A 20,965-nucleotide genomic window follows, 5' to 3' on the forward strand; every position below is an offset into this window, starting at 1 on the left:
CGCATGGCCTGCCAGCGCATTAAGGTCCGCCATTCCCAATTCACAGGACGGGCGCAGTGCCGATGGACAAGCGGGTCGAGACCGAGGCGCCGGCGGCTGCGCTCAGCCATGCCGATATCCGCTCGATCCTGATCGGCATCATGCTCGCCATGTTCCTGGCGGCGCTCGACCAGACCATCGTCGCGACCGCGATGCCGACGATCGGGCGCGAACTCGGCGACGTCACCCATCTGCCCTGGGTGGTGACCTCCTATCTGCTCGCCTCGACCGCCGTGACCCCGCTCTACGGCAAGCTCGCCGACATCCATGGCCGGCGCGTGACACTGCTCGGCGGTATCGTGATCTTCATCGTCGGTTCGGTCGCCTGCGCGCTCTCCTCCTCGATCTGGCTGCTGGTGGTCGCCCGCTTCATCCAGGGCCTCGGCGGCGGCGGGCTGATCGCGCTGGCCCAGACGATCATCGGCGACATGGTGCCGCCGAAGGAGCGCGGGAAGTATCAGGTCTACATCGCCAGCGTGTTCTTCTCCTCCTCGCTGCTCGGGCCGGTGCTCGGCGGCGTGATCTCGGAGGCGCTGCACTGGTCGGTGATCTTCTGGATCAACCTGCCGCTCGGGCTCGCCGCCTATTGGATGACCGACAAGGCGCTGCGCCGCCTGCCGCGCCATGAGCGGCCGCACCGGCTCGACCTGCTCGGCGCCCTGCTGATGACCAGCGCGACCATGACGCTGCTGCTCGCCTTGTCCTGGGGCGGCGTGCTCTATCCGTGGTTCTCGGCGCCGATCCTCGGGCTGGTCCTGCTCTCGCTCGCGCTCTGGCTCTGCTTCGCCTGGCGACTGCGGGTCGCGAAGGAGCCGCTGATTCCACTCGCCATCCTCGCCAATCCGGTGGTGCGCGACGGCACCATCGCCGCCGGCTTCGGCATGGGGACCTTCATCGGCCTGACGATCTATCTGCCGCTCTATTTCGAGACCGTGGCCGGCCTGTCCGCGGCCCATTCCGGGCTCGGACTGATCCCGCTGACCTGCGGCACGGTCGTCGGCGCGACCGCCTCCGGCCGGGCGATGACCAAGCTGACGCACTACAAGCGCGTGCCGCTCGCCGGCCTTGTCGTGGCGCTCGCCGGTACGGCAATCCTCGCGATCTTCGCCGGAAGACTGCCGCTCGTGCCCTTCGGAGCCGTGCTCGCAGTCATCAGCCTCGGCTTCGGCACGCTGCTCCCGGTCGCGACCGTCGCGATCCAGAACGCCGTCGCCATGCACCAGCTCGGCACGGCGACCGCCACCGCCAACTTCTTCCGGCAGATCGGTGGCGCGCTGATCGTCGCCGTGTTCGGCGCGATCGTGCTCGGTGGCATGGGCGCGAGCGGCGCCGGGCTCTCGGCCGAAACACTCAGGGCCGGCGCGGTCGACCGCGAGGTCATGGTCCGGCTCTTCGCCTATGTATTCGCCGCGACCTTCGTCGGCTTTGCCCTGTCATTGCTGTTCCTGGCGCGGATGAAGGAGCTGCCTCTGCGCGGCGCGGCGAAGGAAACCGCCAGGGAGCTGGCAACCGAATAGGCGGGAAGCCGGTGCGGGAAGCAGAGGTGGGGAGCCCTGCTTGCCTTGATTTGAATCATGGCTTTCGCCGCAAGCCTGTCACAAGTTATCGTCAGCTTGGCATTCCCGCCTTACTAGGAGTTCCCCCATGTCTGATCTCGTCGTCATCGTCTATCCGACCGAGGCAAAGGCCGAGGAAATGCGCCAGAAGCTCTTCGGGCTGCAGAAGGAATACCTGATCCAGATCAGCGATGCCGCCATCGCCGTGATGCATGAGGGCGGCAAGATCAAGCTCAACCAGTTGCTCAACACCACGGCGCTCGGCGCCGCTTCGGGCGGTTTCTGGGGCCTGCTGATCGGCGCGATCTTCCTGATGCCGGTGTTCGGCGCGGCGATCGGCGCCGCCTCGGGTGCGCTGGGCGGCGCGCTGTCCGATTACGGCGTCAACGACAATTTCATGAAGGAGCTGTCGACGACCCTGCAGCCCGGCAATGCGGCGCTGTTCGTGCTGATCCAGAAGATGACCGGCGACAAGGTTCTCGAGGCGATCAAGGGCACCGGCGGCTTGGTGCTGAAGACCTCACTCGACCATACCCGCGAGCAGGCCTTGCGCGATGCGCTGGCCGCCTCCCCGGCCGCCCAGCCGGTGCCCACGGGGCCCGGCCCTGAGGCGACCACGAACCCTGCCCCGGCCGCCTGAGGCGCTCGCCCGCTCGGGCCACCTTCAAACTCCGTCATTCCGGCGCTCGGCTTTGCAGGGCTCGGAATGATGGAGTGATCGATATTGCTCGGCGCGACAGAAGCTCGAGCCGGCGCGATCAGCGCGAAAGCGGCGAGAGGGCCGGCATCCAATGCCGAACGGACCCTCTCGCCATCTCCTTGTCGTAGATAATCAGTCCCGCAGCAGATCGTTGATGCCGGTCTTGGCCCGCGTCTGGGCGTCGACCGTCTTGACGATCACCGCGCAGTAGAGCGCCGGGCCAGGCGTGCCGTCATTCATCGGCTTGCCCGGCAGCGAACCGGAGACCACCACCGAATAGGGCGGCACCTTGCCGATATGGACCTGGCCGGTGGCGCGGTCGACGATCTTGGTCGAGGCCGAGATGAAGACGCCCATGGCGAGCACCGCGCCCTCGCCGACGACGACGCCCTCGACCACCTCGGAACGGGCGCCGATGAAGCAGTTATCCTCGATGATGGTCGGGTTGGCCTGCAGCGGCTCGAGCACGCCGCCGATGCCGACGCCGCCCGAGAGATGGACGTTCTTGCCGATCTGGGCGCAGGAGCCGACGGTCGCCCAGGTGTCGACCATGGTGCCGGAATCGACATAGGCGCCGATATTGACGAAGGACGGCATCAGGATGACGTTCGGGGCGATGAAGGAGCCCTTGCGCGCCGCGGCCGGCGGCACGACGCGGAAGCCGGCGGCGCGGAAGCGGTTCTCGCCCCAGCCCTCGAACTTCGACGGCACCTTGTCCCAGAACACGCCCTCACCCGGGCCGTTCGCCATGATCTGGTTGTCGGTCAGCCGGAAGGAGAGCAGCACCGCCTTCTTCAGCCACTGATGCGTGACCCATTCGCCGTCGATCTTCTCGGCGACGCGGGCCTTGCCGGCGTCGAGCATCTCGATCGCCTGCTCGACGGCCTCGCGCACGGCGCCCTTGGTCGAGATGCCGATCTCGGCCCGGTTCTCCCAGGCGGCATCGATGGTGGCGGCGAGATCGGTCAGCGACATGAGACAGCTCCGGCAGTCATGAGGGCGCCCGGAGCGATGGCCGATGCAGGCAGCAACGTCAAGGCTGAGGGAACGTCGGCCGGCCAGACGTGTTATGATGGAAAGGCTCGCCACGCGGAAAAGCCCGATGAAACGGATCGCCCTGTCGCTCCTCCTGACGCTGGCTTTCACCAGTGCAACCCTGGCCCAGGGACGGCCGTCGACGCTGTCGCGCAGTTGCGCCGCCAACCAGCAGAGCGTGCGCGCCAATGGCGCGATCGTGCTCGGCACTGGCGGCTATACCTATGACCGCTTCGTCGCCCATCGCGGCTTCTGCCAGTTCGACGAATATGCCGATCCGGCCTGGGTGCCGGCACGCGACACGCCGCAATGCTTCATCGGCTATCGCTGCAAGAGCGGCCCGTTCTGGGACGATTGAACCACCGTGAAATGACTACCCGGGCTGGCCTTCGACCAATGTCCCACCTATGCGGAACGATCGACTGAATCGCTGCCTTTATACCCGGACACATCATGCGCCTCTGGATCAGAAATCCGCTCGCCATTCTCGCTGAAAACGCCGGCGGCGGGGTGGTGATCGAGGACGGCGTCATCGTCGAGCTCGTCACGCTCGGCGGCTTCCCCTCGCGGCCCGTGACCGAGAGCTTCGACGCCTCCGACCATGTCGTGCTGCCCGGCCTCGTCAACACGCACCATCATTTCTACCAGACGCTGACTCGCGCCCATCCGGCGGCGATCGACCGCGAGCTCTTTCCCTGGCTGAAGGCGCTCTATCCACTCTGGGCGCGGCTGCGGCCCGAGGATCTGCGGATCGCGGTGCGGGCCGCCCTGGTCGAGCTGCTCCTTTCCGGCTGCACCACCGCAGCCGACCACCACTACCTTTACCCGGCTGGGCTCGAGAACGCGGTCGACATCGCCGTCGAGGAAGCCCGCGCGCTCGGCATCCGCGTCACCATCTCGCGCGGCTCGATGAACCTGTCGCAGAAGGATGGCGGCCTGCCCCCGGATGAGGTCGTGCAGGACGAGGAGACGATCCTTTCCGACAGCGAGCGCGTACTGAAGCTGTTCCACGATCCTGCCCCCGGCAGCATGGTCCAGATCGCGCTCGCCCCCTGTTCGCCCTTCTCGGTGACGCCGTCGCTGATGGCGAAATCCGCCGAGCTCGCCGCCCGCTTCGATGCCCCGCTGCATACCCATCTCGCCGAGACCGAGGACGAGGACGCCTATTGCCTGGAAGTCTATGGCAAGCGCCCGCTCGACCTGCTCGAGGACGCCGGCTGGATGCGACCGAAGACCTGGCTGGCGCACGGCATCCATTTCTCCTGCGAGGAATGCGAGCGACTGGGCAAGGCCGGCGTCGGAATCTGTCATTGCCCGACCTCGAACGGGGTGCTCGCCTCCGGCTTCTGCAAGACCCGCGAGCTCGAAGCGGCCGGCGCCCCGCTCGGCCTCGGCGTCGACGGCTCGGCCTCCAATGACGGCTCCAATCTGATGGAGGAGCTGCGCCATGCGCTCTTGGTCAACCGGCTGCACTATAAGAGCGCCGGCGCGGTGACGGCGCGCGACACGATCCGCTGGGCGACGGAAGGCTCGGCCCGCTGCCTCGGGCGCGACGATATCGGCAAGATCGCGCCCGGCCTGCAGGGCGACCTTGCGCTCTACAAGCTCGACGAGCTGCGTTTCTCCGGCGCGCATGACCCGATCGCCGCGCTGGTGCTGTGCGGCGCCAGCAGGGCCGACCGGGTGCTGGTCGGCGGGCGCTGGCGGGTGATCGACGGCGAGATTCCCGGGCTCGACCTGTCCGGCCTGCGCCGCTCGCATAATCTCGCCTCGCGGCGCTTTGCCTGAGCTCCTGCAATATCATCCCGGACAAGCCGCGAAGCGGCGCTGATCCGGGATGACCCAGAGCTATTTCGAAACAGGAAGCGGAGGGAGCTCCGCCCGCGTCAGCGGCCCGAGGAAGCCGGTCAGATCGTTCGTGACGAAATGCACATGGCCGGCCTCGACCGCCGCCTGCTCCCAGGCCTCGCGGAAGGGATCGGGCGTGCGCGGCACGATCAGCACCGTCTTCATGCCGAGCGCGCTCGGCACGATCAGGTTCTTCTCGATATCCTCGAACATCGCCGCCCGGCCGGGATCGACGCCGTGCTTGGCGAGAAAATTCTCGTAGGTCGCGCGCTCGGGCTTCGGGGTGAAGCCGGCATTGACGATGTCGAAAATGTCCTCGAAGTGATGGAGGATGCCGAGCTTGCCGGCGACGTTCTCGGCATGGCCGCGCGAGCCATTGGTCAGGATCAGCTTGCGGCCGGGCAATGCCGCGATCGCAGCCCCGAGCGCAGGATTGGGATCGAGCAGGGTCAGGTCGATCTCATGGGCGAAGTCGAGGAAGTCGGCTGGGTCGATGCCGTGCTCCTCCATCAGCCCCTTCAGCGTCGTGCCGTAGCGCTGGTAATAATATTTCTGCAGCGCCCGCGACGACATGCCGTCGAGGCCGAACAGCTCTGCCAGGAAGAGCGTGATGCGCTCGTCGACCTGCGGCCAGACCTTCGCCTCATGCGAATAGAGCGTGTTGTCGAGGTCGAAGACCCAATGGTCGACATGGCCGAAAGCGTCCATGTCGGGCAGGAGCGGCAGGGTGGCGGCGATGTCAGCGTTCTGTTTCATTGGATCATGTCATGTGGGACGTGACAGCATGACATACAAGGTTCTTGCAAAGTCCTTGCGATGGGGAAGTCCTACGTTCCCGGGCTTCGCGCAGCGAAGAGCCCGGAACCCATGAACATCGGCATCCTTCGGAGATGCCCTGACCTCACGGCGGGCCTGCCGGCAGATTCGGTGTTCATGAGGTGCGAGCTCGCTGCCACGCAGCTCCCCGGAATGACGGCCAGGTTCGGCCCTCACTTCCTGATGATGGTGCCCGAGCCGGTATCGGTGAAGAGCTCGATCAGCACGGCATGAGGCACCTTGCCGTCGAGGATGACGACGGCCTCGACGCCCTTTTCCAGAGCGTAGATGCAGGTCTCGATCTTCGGGATCATGCCGCCGGAAATGGTGCCGTCGGCGATCAGGCGCCGGCACTGCTCGACGGTCAGCTCCGGGATCAGCTTCTTGTCCTTGTCGAGCACGCCCGGCACGTCGGTCAGGAGCAGCAGGCGCTTGGCGTTGAGCGCCCCGGCGATCGCGCCGGCGAAAGTGTCGGCGTTGACATTGTAGGTCTGGCCGTCCGCGGCGGCGCAGACCGGCGCCAGAACCGGGATCAGCTCGGCCTTGAGGGTCGCGTCGAGCACGGTGGTGTCGACCGTGTCGGGCTCGCCGACGAAACCGAGATCGAGGATCTGCTCGATCTTCGAATCGGGGTCGACGATGGTGCGGGTCGCCTTCTTGGCGATCACCATGTTGCCGTCCTTGCCGCAAAGCCCGATCGCCTTGCCGCCCTCGCGCGAGATGTAGCCGACGATCTCCTTGTTGACCGAGCCGGCGAGCACCATCTCGACGACGTCGACGGTCGCCGCATCAGTGACGCGCAGGCCCTGCTTGAACTCGGATTTCAGGCCGAGCTTGTCGAGCATGCGGGCGATCTGTGGGCCGCCGCCATGGCAGACCACCGGCTTCAGCCCGGATTGCTCGAGCAGGACCACGTCCTCGGCGAAATCCTCGGCGGTGGCGGCGTCGCCCATGGCGTTGCCGCCATATTTGATCACGATCACCTCCTGGTCGTAGCGCTGCATATGCGGCAGCGCCTGGACGAGGAGCTCGGCCGCTTGCGATGGCGTCAGATGGGCGGCAGGGTTGATCATCATGCAGGCTCCGCGACGGCGCGCCGGATCCGCGCCGGGCCGCCTTCTAGCTGAAAGTGCCGTGCCGCGGAAGCGCCGCGACGCGGCTCAGACCCGCCTTGCGAACAAGGCCGAGCCGGCGAGGCCGAGCCAGCCACCGAGCATCATGAAGCCACCGGCAGGGGCGGCGCCCATGAACAGGCGCTCGCCATGGAAGCCGCGCCTGGCGAGATCGGCCGCGAACAGCGCGACGCCGAGGATCAGCAGCGAGATCGCCAGACGCGCGCCGATATCGGCGAGCAGGCCGGCACGACGCGCGACGCAGGCTCCGATCACGGCCGAGGCGTGAAAGAGCAGCATCTGGCCAGCGATCTGCAAGCTGTCGGCCGCTCCCGAATGGGTCGCGGCGGCGAGCAGCGTGACACCGAAGAGCCCCATCAGCATGGCGATGGTCAGATGGATCTTGGTCGCGGTGATCATGACGAGCCTCCGGCAGCGCGCCGGGGCCGACGCCAGGCTGCAGCGTGCAGGAAAGACGATGCCGCCGAGGCGCCGTCAAGCCGGCCGGCCGCGACGCGGTGAAGCGGCGCGGATCGCACCGGAGACTAGCTGCGCTCGGCCAGCACGCGTGCGATCGCGGCGCGCAATTCGGGAATGCCGAGACCCTTTTCGCTCGAGGTCACCAGCACCTCGGGATAGGCCGCCGGGCGGCGCTTGATCTCGTCGAAGGTCGCCTCGGCCATGAAGGTCTGGTCGGCCTGCTTGATGGCGTCGCCCTTGGTCAGGACGATCTGGTAGCTGACCGCCGCCTTGTCGAGCGTCTCGAGCACCGCGCCGTCGACATCCTTCAGCCCATGGCGGGCGTCGATCAGCACATAGACGCGCATCAGGTTGGAGCGCCCGCGCAGATAGTCGTGGATCAGCCGGGTCCAGGCCGCGACCTTCTCCTTGCCGACGGCGGCATAGCCATAGCCCGGCATGTCGACGATGGTCAGGCGCTCGTCATGGCCGACCTGACGAAAGAAGTTGAGCTGCTGGGTACGGCCCGGCGTATGCGAAGTGCGAGCGAGCGCATTGCGCCGCGTCAGCGCGTTGATCAGACTCGACTTGCCGACATTGGAGCGCCCGGCAAAGGCGATCTCCTGGCCGACCATGGGCGGCAGGTCGTCGATCTTGGTCGAGGCCCAGACGAAATCCCAGGGCCCTTCAAAGAGCTTGCGGGCAGCCTCGATCTCGTCGGCGTCGTAAGGTGTGGTCGTGCTTGCGGTCATCTGCCTTGCCTACACCGCCCGGCGCAGCGCGTCGATGTCGGCGCCGGCGATCAAGGGCAGGTTGCGGGCGATCTTTTCAGCATCCCAGTCCCACCAGCGAATTTCCAGCAGCGCTTCGACCACCTCCGGCGGAAAACGCAGCTTCACCACCTTGCCGGGATTGCCGACCACCACCGCATAGGGCGGCACGTCGCGCGAGACCTGCGCCCGCGTCCCGATGATGGCGCCGTCGCCGATGGCGACGCCGGGCATGATCACCGCCTCGCGACCGATCCAGACATCGTTGCCGATCACGGTATCGCCGCGATGGCCAGGACCGTCCGGCGTTACGGGAGGCGCGCCCTCGAAGCCGAACATCTGGAAGGGAAAGGTCGAGAAGCCGCCCATCGGATGGTTAGCGCCGTTCATGATGAACTGCGCCGCCTGGGCGATGGCGACGAATTTGCCGATGATCAGCCGGTCGCCGATGAAGTCGAAATGATAGCGCACGCAGCGGGCGAGGAAATGCTCGGGCCCGCGCGAGTCGTCGTAATAGCTGTAGTCGCCAACCTCGACGAACGGGTGGTCGACGATCGCCTTGAGGAAGGCCGTGCCCTTCCAGCCGAGAATCGGATGCCGGGTTTTCGGATCGGGAAGGGGCATGCCGGTCTCCTCGCCCTCGGGCCGGTCGCAGATGAAATACGGGCCGGGCCTTTGCCCAGCGATCGTGCGGGGCTCTTAAAGCGGACATCCCGGGTCGGCTCGCGCCGCCCGGGATGAGATCGTCGGAAACCGGGGGCGAGGCGCCCCCGCCATCCTCACTTCTTGTTGCTGTTCGCCGGCTTGGGCACGCCCGCCGCAGCCGCAGGGGCAGGCTTCTTGCCGAACATGCCCTTGAGATTGTCCCAGAGCTCGATCTTGACGCCGTGCTTGCGCATGATGAAGCCCTGCTGGAGGATCGAAAGAAGGTTGTTCCAGGTCCAGTAGATTACCAGGCCGGCCGGGAACGAGCCGAGCAGGAAGGTGAAGAACACCGGCATCCAGGTGAACATCATCTTCTGGACCGGATCCGGCGGCTCCGGGTTCATCTTCATCTGCACGAACATCGTCACGCCCATCAGGATCGGCCAGATGCCGAGATGCAGCATGGCGGGCGGCGTGAACGGCAGCAGGCCGAACAGGTTGAAGAGATTGGTCGGATCCGGCGCCGCAAGGTCCTTGATCCAGCCATAGAACGGCGCGTGCCGCATCTCGATGGTGATGAACAGGATCTTGTAGAGCGCGAAGAAGACCGGGATCTGGACCAGTACCGGCCAGCAGCCGGCGAGCGGGTTGATCTTGTTGGTCTTGTACAGCTCCATCAGCGCCTGCTGCTGCTTCATCTTGTCGTCAGCATAGCGCTCGCGGATCGCCATCATTTCCGGCTGCACCGCCTTCATCTTCGCCATCGAGGCGTAAGATTTGTTGGCGAGCGGGAAGAACAGCAGCTTCAGCAGGACGGTGACGACCAGGATGGCGATGCCGAAATTGCCGACATGCTTGTAGACCCAGTCCATCAGGTAGAACATCGGCTTGGTGATGAAATAGAACCATCCCCAATCGATCATCAGCTCGAAGCGCTTGATGCCCTGGTTCTTCTCGTAGCCGTCGATCGCCGCGACCTCCTTGGCTCCGGCGAACAGGCGCGAGGAGGCTACGGCCGAAGCTCCCGGCGCAACGGTGACGGCCTCGCCGAGGAAGTCGGCCTGATAGGTCCGCACCGGACCGGTCTGCACCGACGAGTAGCGGCCCTCGTACTTCTTGGTCTGGTCGGGGATGGCTGCCGCCGCCCAGTACTTGTCGGTGATCCCGACAAAACCGCCGACAGCGTCCTTCCAGGCCTTGCCATGCGTCGCCGCGCCGAGAGCCGGCTCCTTGTCGATGGCGTCGTAGGTGTATTCCTGCAGGCCCTGCTCGCCGAGGGCGCCGATCATGCCTTCATGCAGGACGTAGTAGCCCAGCGTCGTCGGCTTTCCGACGCGGACGACCTGGCCATAAGGGTAGAGCGAGATGGCGCTCGCGCCCTTGTTGTCGACCTCGTCGCGGATCGAGAACAAGGCGTTGTCGTCGACCGAGATGATGCGGCGGAACAGCAGGCCCTGGCCGTTGTCCCAGGTCAGCGTCACCGGCTTCGCCGGGGTCAGGACCTGGCTGTCGGCGCTCCAGACCGTGCTGGCGTTCGGCAGGGGTACATTGACGCCAGGCCCCGCGACCCAGCCGAAATCGGAATAATAGGCGTTCGGGCCGCCGGCCGGCGAGAGCAGCACGATGATCGGGCTCTTCGGGTCGACCGTCTCGTGATAGGCCTTGAGCGAAACGTCGTCGATGCGCGCGCCGGTCAGCGAGAGCGAGCCGGCGATCTTCGGCGTCTCGATTCGGATGCGCGGGCCGGCGGCGAGCGCGGCCTCGCGGGTCGCGAGCGCCGCAGCGGCGGCAGGCTGCGCCGGAGCGGCGCCAGTGGCCGGGGCAGCGCCCGGCGTCGGCACGCTTCCCGGGGCCGGGGGCTGCTGGCTGTGCGTCTGCTGGTTCTGCTGCGCGACCTGCTTCTGCTTCTCCATCTGCGGCACGGCGAAGAAGAACTGCCAGCCTAACAGCACGACCACGGAGAGCGTGATCGCCAGGAGCAGATTACGGTTTTCTTCTTTCATCTTCATGGTCGAAAACGGGTCTCGCTGTCGGCCCTGGCGGGCTTCTCGGGAAGGGGGCGTTTGCCGGAAGGCGGGCCGCGACGGTTGCCGCCGGGACGGGCGCGGTCGAGCGCGACCGAGAGGTCGGCGACCATGGCGCTGAAACCGGCGGTGATCGTTTCGGGACGGGCGACGACCACGACATCGCAGGGGCGCTCGAGTTGCCCGGCCAGCGCGAGCTTGGCAGCGGCGCGCAGGCGCCGGCGGATACGATTGCGCTCGACCGCGCCGCCGACCTTGCGGGAGGCGGTGAGGCCGAGTCTGAGCCCGGATTCGGCGGCATCGCGCCGCTGATCGTTGACCTGCACGGTGAAGGCAGGCGAACGAAAACGGCGGCCATGCTCGGCCGCCGCGAGAAAGTCCCTGCGTTGCGTCAGACGGGCGATGCGCATGGCGTTTGGCCAGTCTTCACGAAACCGGCGCGCCGGGAGCGCGCGCCCCACCTCATCAGGCCGACAGGCGCTTGCGGCCGTGGGCGCGACGGGCAGCGATGACCTTGCGGCCACCCTTGGTCGCCATGCGGGCACGATAGCCGTGGCGACGCTTGCGAACCAGCTTGCTGGGTTGATAGGTTCTCTTCACGGTCCGTCTCCGGGGCCTTGTCTCGGCGCAGCGACCGCAGCTCTCGAAGAGAAAGCCAAGGCCAGCCAAGCCTGTCATGCAAAAGGTTCCGCGCCGCCGCTTGGGCTGCACAGGTCGCGGGCTTATGGCGGAAGGCATGACCCAAGTCAATGCCGAAACGCCTGTGTCGCAGCAGCGCAGGCGGGTTTTCACAGGCGACGTCTTTGCACAGGCGACTTGCGCTCGCGCCTCTCTTCACCGATATAGCCGGCGGGAGGTTGGCGAGGGACGTCTCACTCGCCAACCCGGTCAGGTCCGGAAGGAAGCAGCCGTAACGAGACCGAACGGGTCTTCGTCCAGCCTCCCACCTGCCGCCCCGCGCGGCGATGCATCCGCGATGTCGCTCCTGTCACGGCCGGACCGTCCGGATGCATGGCGGCGTTGACCGCCGCGCCGCGAACGGCGAAAGCAATGGCATGACCGACGCGACCGTCCCCGCCGACGAGCCGGGCTTCCCCGGCCTTGCCCCCGCGCCCGCCCCGGCGGCGAACCAGCCGGCCGGCTATCGTGTCCTCGCCCGGAAATACCGCCCTGCGCATTTCGGCGACCTGATCGGCCAGGACGCCATGGTCCGGACGCTGACCAACGCCTTCGCGGCGGGGCGCATCCCGCAGGCCTGGATGCTGACCGGCGTGCGCGGCGTCGGCAAGACGACCACCGCCCGCATCCTGGCGCGCGCCCTGAACTACCAGAATGCCGACGGCAAGGGCGCGCCGACCACCGACCTCTCGCGTTTCGGCGTGCATTGCCAGGCGATCGTCGAGGGCCGGCATATCGACGTCATGGAGATCGACGCCGCCTCGAACAACGGCGTCGACAATGTCCGCCAGATCAACGACGCCGTGCGCTACGCGCCGACCAGCGCGCGCTACAAGGTCTACATCATCGACGAGGTCCACATGCTCTCGGGGGGTGCCTTCAACGCCTTCCTGAAGACGCTGGAGGAGCCGCCGCCGCACGCCAAGTTCATCTTCGCCACCACGGAGATCCGCAAGGTCCCGGTGACGGTGCTGTCGCGCTGCCAGCGCTTCGACCTGCGCCGCGTCGATGCCGGCGTCCTGGTCGGGCACCTCGCCGGCATCTGCAAGGCGGAAGGCATCGAGGCCGAGGACGAGGCGCTCGCCGCCATCTCGCGCGCAGCCGAAGGATCGGTGCGCGATTCGCTGTCGATCCTCGACCAGGCCATCGCCCATGCCGGCGGCAAGATCACGCTCGAAGAAGTCCGCACCATGCTCGGTCTGTCAGACCGCGCGCGGGTGATCGACCTGTTCGAGCAGGTGATGAAGGGCGACATCGCGGCAGCCCTCGGGGAATTGCGGGCACAATACGATGCCGGCGCCGACCCGGCCGTGGTGCTCTCCGACCTCGCCGAGTTCAGCCATCTGGTGACGCGCCTCAAGCTCGTGCCGGATGCGGTCAAGGACAACAGCCTGAGCCAGGCCGAGCGGACGCGCGGCGCCGACTTCGCCGAGCGCCTGTCGATCCGGGTCTTGGCCCGTGCCTGGCAGATGCTGCTCAAGGCGATCGCCGAGGTGCGCCAGGCCGACCGGCCGGTGATGGCGGCCGAGATGGCGCTGGTGCGCCTCGCCCATGCCGCCGACCTGCCGACGCCGGACGAGGCGCTGCGCATGCTGCGCGACGGCAGCGGCAGCGTCTCGGGCAATGGTTCGCCTGCCCCGCGCCCGCCATCGGGCGGCGGCGCGACGGCGCTGGCGGCGAGGCCGGTACTCGCCGCCGCCAATCCGGCCCCTGCCGTCGCTGCGACGCCCCGCGCCATGGCGAACGGCCTGCCCCAGCCCCAGAGCCTGGAAGACCTCGTCACACTCGCCTCGCGCCAGCGCGACATCACCATGAAGCTGGCACTGGAGCGCGATGTCAGGCTGGTCAAGTTCGAGCCCGGCCGCATCGAATTCGCGCTGGCCAATGCGAACAACCGCCATTTCGCCACCGACCTGTCGAAGCGCCTGAAGGACTGGACCGGCCAGACCTGGCTTGTCGCGCTCGCCAATACCGAAGGCGCGCCGACCCTGCGCGAGCAGGCCGAGGCGGCCCGCGACAAGCGCGAGAGCGACGCCGCGAATCATCCGGTGGTGCGCGCCGTCCTGGAGCATTTCCCGGGCGCCCGCATCGTCGATGTCCGCGACCCGCGTGCCGCCGAGGCCGAACAGGCACCGAGCGCGACGGCCGGCGACGACTATCTGCCCGAAGCCGAGCCGCTGTTCGACGACAGCGAGCCGGATTTCGAGGGTGTCGAATTCTGGACGGACAACTGAGCGAAAGGGAGCGCGGCGATGCGCGACATGATGGGCCTGATGAAGCAGGCGCAGGACATGCAGAAGAAGATGGCCGAGATGCAGGCCCAGCTCGACACGCTCGAATTCGAGGGCTCGGCCGGCGGCTGTCTGGTCACGGTGGTGATGACCGCCAAGAACGTGCTGAAATCGGTGAAGATCGATCCGAGCCTGATGGTCGCCGGCGAGCAGGAGATCCTCGAGGACCTCGTGATCTCCGCCTGCAACGACGCCCGCAACAAGGCCGAGCGCGCCGTCGCCGACCGGATGGCCGAGGTGACGCGCGGCCTGCCGATCCCGCCGGGCATGAAGCTGTTCTGATAATCCATATTCCCGTGTCATCCCGGGCGACCGCAGGTCGACCCGGGATCCATGCCTGAACCGTTCCGGAATGGATCCCGGCTCTCCGCTTCGCTACGGCCGGGATGACGGCGCGGGAACGGCAAAGCCGATATCGAGACCCATGTCCCGCACCATTGCCGGCCCCGAAATCGAGCGCCTGATCCAGCTCCTGGCCAAGTTGCCGGGCCTGGGGCCGCGCTCGGCCAGGCGCGCGGCGCTGCATCTCGTCAAGAAGCGCGAGCAATTGCTCGGCCCTCTGGCCGAAGCCATGACGGTGGCGCGCGAGCGGATCGTCGTCTGCACCAGTTGCGGCAATGTCGACACCAGCGACCCGTGCGGGCTCTGCCGCGATCCGCGCCGCGACGACAGTCTCATCGTCGTCGTCGCCGACATCGCCGATCTCTGGGCTCTGGAGCGTTCAGGCGCGGTCTCAGGCCGCTACCACGTCCTCGGCGGTGTGCTCTCGGCGCTCGATGGCATCAGGCCCGAAAATCTCTCGCTCGATGCGCTCGTCGCCCGAGCCTCGGACCCCATGGTCAAGGAAGTCATTCTGGCGCTCAATGCCACGGTCGAGGGCCAGACCACGGCGCATTTCATCACCGACCTCCTGGCGCATCTCGACGTCAAGGTAACCAAGCTCGCCCATGGCGTGCCCGTCGGCGGCGAGCTCGACTATCTTGACGACGGCACGCTGGCGGCGGCGATCCGCCAGCGCACGGGCTTCTGACCGGCCGGCGAGCGTCATTCTCGGCCGGAGCGAAGCGCAGAGCCGAGAATCTCATGACGAGAAGCCGCTGGCCGGAGCCCCATCCGGGCCGTCATGGTCGGCTCAAGGCCGACCATGACGCCAAGACCATTCCCAGACCAGACCGTCGCTCAGACCGAGCGCATCAGCCCGCCATCGACGCGCAGATTCTGGCCGGTGATGTAGCCGGCGCCCTCCGAGACGAGGAAGGCGACCGTCGCGGCGATCTCCGCGCTGGTGCCATAGCGCTGCATCGGCACGCCGGCGCGGCGCTCCTCGGTCTGCGGGAGCGAATCGATCCAGCCTGGCAGGACGTTGTTCATCCGGACATTGTGCTCGGCGTACTGGTCGGCGAAGAGCTTGGTGTAGGCGGCGAGCCCGGCGCGGAACACCGCCGAGGTCGGGAAGGTCGCCGCGGGCTCGAAGGCCCAGGCCGTCGAGATGTTGACGATCGCGCCGGATTTCTGTGCCGTCATCACCGGGGCGACGAGCCGGGTCGAGCGGATGACGTTCATCAGATAGACGTCGAGCCCGGTATGCCATTGCTCGTCGGTGATCTCGGTGATCGGCGCGCGCGGGCCGTGTCCGGCGCTGTTGACCAGTGCGTCGATCCGGCCCCAGCGTGCCATGGTCGCGTCGACGAGACGCTGGAGGTCATCGTTCGACTGATTTGAACCGGTGATGCCGAGGCCGCCGAGCTCGGCAGCCAGCTTCTCGCCCTTGCCCGAGGAGGACAGGATCGCGACCTTGAAACCGTCCTGCGCCAAACGGCGCGCCGCGGCGGCGCCCATGCCGCTGCCGCCCGCCGTGACGATCGCTACTTTTTCTGCTGCCATCGCGTCCACCATTCGTTTTACAAACGGCCCCATGCACGAAGCTGGCGCCATGCACAGCTGTTCTTGGCAGCGGGCACAAGTCTTGGCCAGTTAGTTCGCCGCCGCTCGATCTGTAGAAAATCTACTGGCTGATGGAAACTTCACGCCGCCTGCCCTCGCTCAATGCCCTGCGCGCCTTCGAGGCTGCCGCGCGCCACCTCAACTTCCGGCTCGCCGCCGAGGAGCTCGGCGTGACGCAAGGCGCCGTCGCACAGCAGGTCCGCGGCCTCGAGCGGGATCTCGCCATGCAATTATTCGAGCGGCTGCCGGGCGGGCTCGCCCTGACCAGCGTCGGCCGGGGCTATGCCGCGTAGCTTGCCCGCGCCTTCGCTGTGATCGCCGAGGCGACCACAGCCTTGCGCCCGCAGCCGCTGCGGCTGACGATCAGCGTGACGCCGAGCTTCGCCTCGAAATGGCTGATTCCGCGCCTGCCGGCTTTCACCGCCGCCCATCCACAGCTCGACCTGCGCATCCTCGCCAGCGACAGCCTGGCCAATTTCCAGTCCGACGGGGTCGACATCGCGGTGCGGCAGGGCCGGCCGCCCTTCGGAGCCGGGCTGGTGACCGATCTGCTGTTCCCCCAGGATATCGTTGCGGTCTGCAGTCCCAGGCTCCGAGCCGCCGCCACCGCTGCACTCGACGATGCCGAGCTGGCGCAGCTGGTTCTGCTGCATGACGGACATGACCTCTGGCCGGAATTCATCGAGCGCGCTTTGGCTCGGTCGATGCCGCCGGGCATGCGGAGCATGCGCTTCAACCAGACAGCGCTGGCGCTCGATGCCGCCCTCGCCGGCCAGGGCCTGGCGCTCGCCAGCCGCTTCCTCGTCGAGCCCGACCTTGCCGCCGGCCGGCTGATCCAGACCTTCCCCGCAACGATGCGCGGCAGCCTCGACTTTCATGTCGTCTCGGCGCGCAAGCCGCGCCATCCGGAGCCGACCGCGATGGTCCGGTCCTGGCTGCTGGCGCAGCGCGGCCGAAGCGCCGGGCCTTGAGGCCGGCGCGATCAGGCGGCGGCGCGGCAGACAAAAAAAGGCCGCGCCTTTGGCGCGGCCTCGTCGATCGCCGGAATGCGTGGCGGTTCAGAACTTGTAGGCGACGCTCGCCCGCACGGCATGCGAACTCGGCTCATGCTCGGCGTTCAGGCCGAGATAGGCGCTGCGGGCGACGAAATCGAAGCTGCCATAGTCGGTATAGCGATAGTCGAGCCCGAAGATGAGATTGTCGGTCCAAGCGAAGTTGACGCCGCCGCCGACCGTCCAGCCGGTTCGGGAGAATTTGCCGCTCTCGCCAAGACCGGCAGCCGGGTTGAAATAGCCGTATTCGAAACGGCTGAAGGCCGCGCCCGCGGCACCATAGATCATGAAGCGGTCGAAGGAATAGCCGATGCGGCCGCGCACGGAGCCCTGCCAGTCCTGCTGGACCCGGAACAGTCCGCCATGCGTATCCCGGGCATTGATCCCCTCGATATCGCCCTCGACGCCGAGGACGACCGAGCCCATCTGGTAGTTGAAGCCGGCATGGACACCGCCCATGAAGGCGGAGGGGCTGTAATCGAAGGAGACACCGACCGGCGCGCGCCCGGCGGTGGTGTACAGGCTCTGCCGATCCGAGCCCCAGGAATAGCCGAGCTGGCCGCCGAGATAGAAGCCGGTCCAGCTATAGAGCGGCGGCAGGGCCGGGGCGAGCGGCAGGAACTTGCTCGACGCCAGATCGGCCGAGAGAGCAGCGCCGCTGCCAAGCAGGAGGAAGGTCGCGACGGTGGCTTTGAGGAGCGTCTTCATCGGGCTCTCTGGTCGTGGAAGGAGATGGGGCGAATGCCCCGCATCTGGCGCCCTGGCAGGACGCATTGGCCTGTCACGATAAGAAACCGTTAAGGTTAACAAAGCTCTAAGCGGCCTGTTCGCGCGTCAGGGATTGGAACGATCCGGAGCGCCCGGCGTTCCCGGCAGGCGGGCCGCATCGATCCGGCGGAGAGGGGCATGGCGTATCTGAAACGAATCACCGGCGCTGCCGGTCTGGCGGCGCTGGCGCTCGGCTATGTCCATGGCGCGTTCACACGGCGCGTCCGCGATCCCTTGCGACAGGCGCGCCGCGGCCGTGGCGCCGCCTCGCCGGTCGCCCTGCCCTGGCGCGGCTGGAAGGACGTGCTCGGCCGTTTCATCGTCCGTATCCAGGAGGCGCGCCTGCTCTCGCTCGCCGGCGCGGTCGCCTTCTTCACCCTGCTCTCTCTGGTGCCGGCGCTGTCGCTGCTGGTCACGATCTATGGCGGAATGACCGACCCTGCGACCATCGCCGCGCAGCTCGACGATCTGACGCTCGTCTTCCCGGAAGCGGCGCGCGAGCTGATCCGCGAGCAGGCGATGCGGCTTTCGGGCCGCGATGCGGCAAGCCTGTCGCTGACTTTCCTGATCAGCTTCGCGGTCGCCGCCTGGAGCGCGAACGCGGCGGTGAAGGCGATCTTCGACGCACTCAACATCATCTATGGCGCACGCGAGCGGCGGGGCTTCCTGAAGCTCAACCTGATCTCGCTGGCGACGACGCTGAGCGGGCTCCTGCTGCTCATCCTGGCACTGGCCGCGATCGCCAGCCTGCCGGTAGTGACGGCGCTCTTCCCCTTCGGCCACGAGCTGGAGACGCTGGTGCGCCTCGCCCGCTGGCCCGTGTTCTTCGTGATCGGAACGGTCGCGATCGGCTGCCTCTACTGGGTCGGGCCCGACCGCAAGCCGCCGCGCTTCGCCTGGGTGCTGCCCGGCGCCGTGGTCGCGGCGCTGCTCTGGGCGGCGACGTCGAGCGCCTTCTCCTGGTATGTCAGCACGCTCGGCAATTACACCGCGACCTATGGCTCGCTGGCGACCGTGGTGGTCTTCATGACCTGGCTCTGGCTCTCGGCGACGATCGTGCTGGCGGGCGCCGAGCTCAATGCGGAACTCGAGCAGCAGAGCCGTCATGGCGCCGCAATCCCGCCGACGGCGCGACTGCTCGCCGGGCGCCGCCGCTGAAGGCTCCGGAGCGGGCCGCGCACCGGCGACCGACACCACAGGCGCAAGCCGCGATTGCAGTCGCACAATCTCGGATTTGCCCCAGCCGGGGACGACAAGAGGCGGCCGAGATCCCATTTTAACGGCAAGCGGCCGCGGCCGCACCCATTCCGGAGTCCGCCATGGCCACCGCCACAACCACCCAGCCCCGCACCAACGAGTCCCTCGACAGCCCCGTCCATATCGGCACCGTCAGCCTGCGCGTGCGCGATCTGCCGGGCCTCACCGCCTTCTATCGCGACGCGATCGGCCTTTCGACGATCAGCGAGAGTGCGCAGGAAAGCGTGCTCGGCGCCGGCGGCGTGCCGCTGGTCAGGCTCGAAGCCGGCGCGCAGGCGCCCTCCTCCGCTGCCGGTCTGTTCCACCTTGCGCTGCTCCTGCCGTCCCGCACCGATCTCGCCAACTGGCTCGGCCATGCCGCCCGCCTGCGCCTGCCGCTCGAAGGCGCCTCGGATCATCTGGTCAGCGAGGCGCTCTACCTTTCCGACCCTGAGGGCAACGGCATCGAGATCTATCGCGACCGCAGCCGGGCGGAATGGCCACGCGGGCCGGGCGGCGAGATCAAGATGGCGACCGACCGGCTCGATCTCGACGCCTTGCTGCGCGAGGCCGACGGGCGCGATTATGCCGGCATGCCCGCCGGCACGGTGATGGGGCATATCCATCTGCGCGTCGGCGATGTCGCGGGCGCGGAGGCCTTCTATAGCGACAAGCTCGGCTTCGAAGTGATGGTGCACTATCCCGGCGCGGCTTTCATGGCGACCGGCGGCTACCACCACCATATCGCGGCGAATATCTGGCACAGCCGGGGTGCCGGGCCGCGCCGCGCGAACGAGGCCGGGCTCTCGCGTTTCGAGCTCGTGGCGCGGGACGATGCCGCCTATGCCGCCTTGCGCGAGCGCATGCTGGCAGCCGGCGGCGACGAGGCCGGCGGCGCGCCGGAGATCGCCGACCCCTGGGGCAACCGGATCGCGCTTCGCCGCTGACGAAAAAAGGGCGCCTTCCCTGCCCGGGAAAGCGCCCTGCTTTGATTCGGAAGCGCCTCAGAGACCTTCGAACAGCGCGCTCGAAATATAGCGCTCGGCGAAGGAGGGGACGATCACGACGATCTTCTTGCCTACATTCTCCGGGCGAGCACCGATCTCGAGCGCCGCGGCGATCGCCGCGCCCGAGGAGATGCCGGCCGGAATGCCTTCGCTCCTGGCGAGGGCCCGCGCCGTCTCGAAGGCGGTCTGGTTGCCGACGGTGACGACCTCGTCGATGACGCCGCGGTCGAGGATGCCGGGCACGAAGCCGGCGCCGATGCCCTGGATCTTGTGCGGTCCGGGCTGGCCGCCGGAAAGCACCGGCGAATCCTCGGGCTCGACCGCGACGATCTTCACGCCGGGCTTGCGCGCCTTCAGCACCTGGCCAACGCCGGTGATGGTTCCGCCCGTGCCGACACCAGAGACGAAGATGTCGACCTCGCCATGGGTGTCGTTCCAGACCTCCTCGGCCGTGGTCTTGCGATGGATCGCCGGATTGGCCGGGTTCTCGAACTGCTGCGGGATGATCGCGCCGGGGATCTCGGCCTTGAGCTCCTCGGCCTTGGCGATGGCGCCGCGCATGCCGCCGGGACCGGGCGTCAGCACCAGCTCGGCACCGAGCAGAGCGAGCATCTTGCGGCGCTCGATCGACATGGTCTCCGGCATGACCAGGATCAGCCGGTAGCCCCGCGCGGCGGCGACGAAGGCGAGCGCGATGCCGGTATTGCCGGAGGTCGGCTCGATCAGCGTGCCGCCCGGCTTCAGCGCACCGGACGCCTCGAGCGCATCGACCATGCTGACGCCGATACGGTCCTTGACGCTGGAGATCGGGTTGAAGAATTCGAGCTTGGCGAGGATCGTCGCCTTGACGCCGCGCTCGGCCGGAAGCCGGTTCAAGCGCACCAGCGGCGTATCGCCGATCGTGTCGGTGATCGAATCGTAGACCCGGCCACGGCCGGGAGTCTGGGCGGGGGTGAGCTTCTGCGCGGCGTCGGCCATGGCGGCC

The 20,965-nt window shown here is 67.4% G+C and carries 21 protein-coding genes, 1 other RNA gene and 1 pseudogene; 11 read left to right on the forward strand and 12 right to left on the reverse strand.

What is annotated here, in order from left to right:
* Positions 1-62 precede the first annotated feature (62 nt).
* Together ACWGRX_RS20120 and ACWGRX_RS20125 are read left to right on the forward strand one after the other, a co-directional pair.
* Complete coding sequence (locus ACWGRX_RS20120) at positions 63-1,556, forward strand: MDR family MFS transporter (RefSeq protein ID WP_452119075.1); 1,494 nt, start codon at positions 63-65, stop codon at positions 1,554-1,556.
* A gap of 127 nt (positions 1,557-1,683) precedes the next feature.
* Positions 1,684-2,235 carry a DUF1269 domain-containing protein gene (locus tag ACWGRX_RS20125; protein ID WP_291633644.1) on the forward strand — a complete coding sequence of 184 codons (552 nt, stop codon included), beginning with the start codon at positions 1,684-1,686 and terminating at the stop codon, positions 2,233-2,235.
* A 192-nt stretch (positions 2,236-2,427) separates the two neighbouring features.
* Here the strand turns inward: ACWGRX_RS20125 and dapD are convergent, their stop codons facing one another.
* On the reverse strand, positions 2,428-3,270 hold the full coding sequence (gene dapD / locus ACWGRX_RS20130; RefSeq protein WP_291633642.1) for a 2,3,4,5-tetrahydropyridine-2,6-dicarboxylate N-succinyltransferase: 843 nt from the start codon (positions 3,268-3,270) through the stop codon (positions 2,428-2,430).
* 127 nt (positions 3,271-3,397) lie between these two features.
* On the opposite strand from dapD, the gene ACWGRX_RS20135 reads away from it, so the two are divergent.
* Complete coding sequence (locus ACWGRX_RS20135; RefSeq protein ID WP_452118984.1) at positions 3,398-3,688, forward strand: hypothetical protein; 291 nt, start codon at positions 3,398-3,400, stop codon at positions 3,686-3,688.
* 95 nt (positions 3,689-3,783) lie between these two features.
* Entirely contained in the window at positions 3,784-5,118 is a 1,335-nt protein-coding gene (locus ACWGRX_RS20140; RefSeq protein WP_291646335.1) for an 8-oxoguanine deaminase, read from the forward strand.
* 60 nt (positions 5,119-5,178) lie between these two features.
* Here the strand turns inward: ACWGRX_RS20140 and ACWGRX_RS20145 are convergent, their stop codons facing one another.
* The 8 genes from ACWGRX_RS20145 to rpmH all read right to left on the reverse strand — a co-directional run bounded on the left by ACWGRX_RS20145 (position 5,179) and on the right by rpmH (position 11,604).
* Positions 5,179-5,934: a pyrimidine 5'-nucleotidase gene (locus tag ACWGRX_RS20145; protein WP_452118985.1), complete on the reverse strand. Its 756-nt coding sequence runs from the start codon at positions 5,932-5,934 to the stop codon at positions 5,179-5,181.
* A 233-nt stretch (positions 5,935-6,167) separates the two neighbouring features.
* A complete protein-coding gene (argB, locus tag ACWGRX_RS20150; RefSeq protein ID WP_291646334.1) occupies positions 6,168-7,070 on the reverse strand; it encodes an acetylglutamate kinase in 903 nt (300 codons plus the stop codon).
* Between the two features lie 84 nt (positions 7,071-7,154).
* Positions 7,155-7,526: a DUF423 domain-containing protein gene (locus ACWGRX_RS20155; protein ID WP_452118986.1), complete on the reverse strand. Its 372-nt coding sequence runs from the start codon at positions 7,524-7,526 to the stop codon at positions 7,155-7,157.
* Between the two features lie 125 nt (positions 7,527-7,651).
* Positions 7,652-8,317 (reverse strand): ribosome biogenesis GTP-binding protein YihA/YsxC, encoded by a 666-nt coding sequence (gene yihA, locus ACWGRX_RS20160; RefSeq protein WP_452118987.1) that lies wholly within the window; start codon positions 8,315-8,317, stop codon positions 7,652-7,654.
* 9 nt (positions 8,318-8,326) lie between these two features.
* Positions 8,327-8,959 (reverse strand): CatB-related O-acetyltransferase, encoded by a 633-nt coding sequence (locus ACWGRX_RS20165; protein ID WP_452118988.1) that lies wholly within the window; start codon positions 8,957-8,959, stop codon positions 8,327-8,329.
* A gap of 155 nt (positions 8,960-9,114) precedes the next feature.
* On the reverse strand, positions 9,115-10,983 hold the full coding sequence (yidC, locus tag ACWGRX_RS20170) for a membrane protein insertase YidC (protein WP_452119076.1): 1,869 nt from the start codon (positions 10,981-10,983) through the stop codon (positions 9,115-9,117).
* A 2-nt stretch (positions 10,984-10,985) separates the two neighbouring features.
* A complete protein-coding gene (gene rnpA / locus ACWGRX_RS20175; RefSeq protein ID WP_452118989.1) occupies positions 10,986-11,414 on the reverse strand; it encodes a ribonuclease P protein component in 429 nt (142 codons plus the stop codon).
* Positions 11,415-11,469: 55 nt separating this feature from the next.
* Positions 11,470-11,604, reverse strand: coding sequence for a 50S ribosomal protein L34 (gene rpmH / locus ACWGRX_RS20180; protein ID WP_038364779.1), 135 nt, complete (start codon positions 11,602-11,604; stop codon positions 11,470-11,472).
* A gap of 251 nt (positions 11,605-11,855) precedes the next feature.
* On the opposite strand from rpmH, the gene ffs reads away from it, so the two are divergent.
* From ffs to recR, 4 genes are all read left to right on the forward strand, one after another.
* Positions 11,856-11,952: signal recognition particle sRNA small type (gene ffs, locus ACWGRX_RS20185), an RNA gene on the forward strand.
* Between the two features lie 107 nt (positions 11,953-12,059).
* Positions 12,060-13,916, forward strand: a complete 1,857-nt coding sequence (locus ACWGRX_RS20190; RefSeq protein ID WP_452118990.1) for a DNA polymerase III subunit gamma/tau — start codon at positions 12,060-12,062, stop codon at positions 13,914-13,916.
* 18 nt (positions 13,917-13,934) lie between these two features.
* Positions 13,935-14,255, forward strand: coding sequence for a YbaB/EbfC family nucleoid-associated protein (locus tag ACWGRX_RS20195; RefSeq protein WP_452118991.1), 321 nt, complete (start codon positions 13,935-13,937; stop codon positions 14,253-14,255).
* 142 nt (positions 14,256-14,397) lie between these two features.
* Positions 14,398-15,003 (forward strand): recombination mediator RecR, encoded by a 606-nt coding sequence (recR, locus tag ACWGRX_RS20200; RefSeq protein WP_291633603.1) that lies wholly within the window; start codon positions 14,398-14,400, stop codon positions 15,001-15,003.
* A 149-nt stretch (positions 15,004-15,152) separates the two neighbouring features.
* Here the strand turns inward: recR and ACWGRX_RS20205 are convergent, their stop codons facing one another.
* Entirely contained in the window at positions 15,153-15,857 is a 705-nt protein-coding gene (locus ACWGRX_RS20205) for an SDR family oxidoreductase (protein ID WP_452118992.1), read from the reverse strand.
* A gap of 131 nt (positions 15,858-15,988) precedes the next feature.
* Between ACWGRX_RS20205 and ACWGRX_RS20210 the strand changes: the two are divergent.
* Positions 15,989-16,888, forward strand: a pseudogene (locus ACWGRX_RS20210) (LysR substrate-binding domain-containing protein).
* Between the two features lie 87 nt (positions 16,889-16,975).
* Here ACWGRX_RS20210 and ACWGRX_RS20215 read toward each other — a convergent pair.
* Entirely contained in the window at positions 16,976-17,677 is a 702-nt protein-coding gene (locus ACWGRX_RS20215) for an outer membrane protein (protein WP_452118993.1), read from the reverse strand.
* Positions 17,678-17,875: 198 nt separating this feature from the next.
* On the opposite strand from ACWGRX_RS20215, the gene ACWGRX_RS20220 reads away from it, so the two are divergent.
* Both ACWGRX_RS20220 and ACWGRX_RS20225 read left to right on the forward strand, forming a co-directional pair.
* The gene (locus ACWGRX_RS20220) at positions 17,876-18,895 is read left to right on the forward strand and encodes a YihY/virulence factor BrkB family protein (protein WP_452118994.1); all 1,020 of its coding nucleotides are present in this window, start codon (positions 17,876-17,878) and stop codon (positions 18,893-18,895) included.
* 161 nt (positions 18,896-19,056) lie between these two features.
* Positions 19,057-19,920 (forward strand): VOC family protein, encoded by an 864-nt coding sequence (locus ACWGRX_RS20225; RefSeq protein ID WP_452118995.1) that lies wholly within the window; start codon positions 19,057-19,059, stop codon positions 19,918-19,920.
* A gap of 57 nt (positions 19,921-19,977) precedes the next feature.
* Here the strand turns inward: ACWGRX_RS20225 and cysK are convergent, their stop codons facing one another.
* A complete protein-coding gene (cysK, locus tag ACWGRX_RS20230) occupies positions 19,978-20,958 on the reverse strand; it encodes a cysteine synthase A (RefSeq protein ID WP_452118996.1) in 981 nt (326 codons plus the stop codon).
* Positions 20,959-20,965: the final 7 nt, after the last annotated feature.

It is taken from the genome of Allobosea sp. NPDC055594, from assembly GCF_053618995.1.